Annotated in this window: 1 pseudogene; it reads left to right on the forward strand. The window is 63.2% G+C overall.

From position 1 onward, the window contains the following. Positions 1–78: 78 nt before the first annotated feature. Positions 79–1,375, forward strand: a pseudogene (locus E0504_RS48625) (IS256 family transposase). Positions 1,376–1,432 lie beyond the last annotated feature (57 nt).

A 1,432-nucleotide genomic window follows, 5' to 3' on the forward strand; every position in this document is an offset into this window, starting at 1 on the left:
CATGACGACTGTGTAAGCCGGAGGTGGACCAGGATCGACCTGCCTGACTGATCGGGGTAGGTCGGAAAGGGACACCGAATGACGCAAAACCCGACGCTTCGGACTCGCGACGAAGAGCGCGACGAAGAGGCGGCCCGGAGAATCGCGGATGCTTTCTCTCCCGAGGCGATCGACGTGTTGTTGAAGGACGCGAAGGCCGCCGGTACCCCGATCGATGGGGTCGACGGGTTGTTGAACCAGATGACGAAGGCTGTCCTGGAGCGCGCGCTGCAGGTCGAGATGACCAGCCATCTGGGCTACGAGGTCGGCGACCCGGCCGGGCATGGGACGGGGAACTCCCGGAACGGGAAGTCCACGAAGACGGTGTCGACGCGTAACGGGCCGGTCGACATTGAGGTCCCCCGAGACCGGAACGGGTCGTTCGAACCGGTGATCGTGCCGAAGCGGGCCCGGCGGATCGGGAACCTTGACGACACGATTCTGTCGTTGTACTCGCGGGGCATGACGACCCGCGACATCGAGGCGCACCTGGCGGAGGTGTACGGGGTCGCGGCGTCCCGGGAGTTGATCTCGAACGTCACCGAGGTCGTCGTCGACGAGATCAAGGCCTGGCAGTCCCGGCCCCTCGACGAGGTCTACCCGATCTTGTACGTGGATGGGATCCGGCTACGGATCAAGGACAACGGTGTACGTCACGACCAAGGTCGCCTACCTGGCCGTCGGGGTCGACGTCGACGGCCGTAAGCATGCGCTGGGCTGCTGGATCCAGGACACCGAGGGCGCACGGTTCTGGCAGAAGATCCTGGCTGACCTGCGCAACCGTGGGGTGCGCGATCTGCTGATCGTGTGCTGTGACGGGCTCACTGGCCTGCCGGACGCCGTCACCGCGGTCTTCCCCGACGCGGTCGTGCAGACGTGCGTCGTCCACGTGATCCGCAACGCGCTGCGGTTCGTCTCCTTCACCGACCGGAAAGCCGTCGTCAAGGCGATGAAGGAGATCTACACCGCGCCGACGCTGGAAGCCGCCGAGCTCGGCCTCGCCGCGTTCGACAACCAGTTCGGGAAGCAATACCCCGGAGCGGTGGATGTGTGGCGGCACGCCTGGGCCGAGTTTATTCCTTTCCTTGATTATCCGCCCGAGCTCCGGAAGATCGTGTACACGACGAACGCCATCGAGTCGATAAACTTCCAGCTCCGCAAGATAACGAAGAACCGGGGCCATTTCCCGGACCGGGACGCGGCCATGAAGCTACTGTATCTCGGACTCCGGAACATATCGAGTCAGCGAGGCGGCGAGTCCGGAACGGGAACCCACGGATGGAAAGTCGCACTCAACTCGCTGGTCAACCTCTTCCCTGGCCGTCTACCTTTCTGATACTCTCCACAAAGTAGGCTGTTCATCTCTGGCTTACACGAAAATCGTGACAGGCTC

Source organism: Parafrankia sp. BMG5.11 (assembly GCF_004337455.1).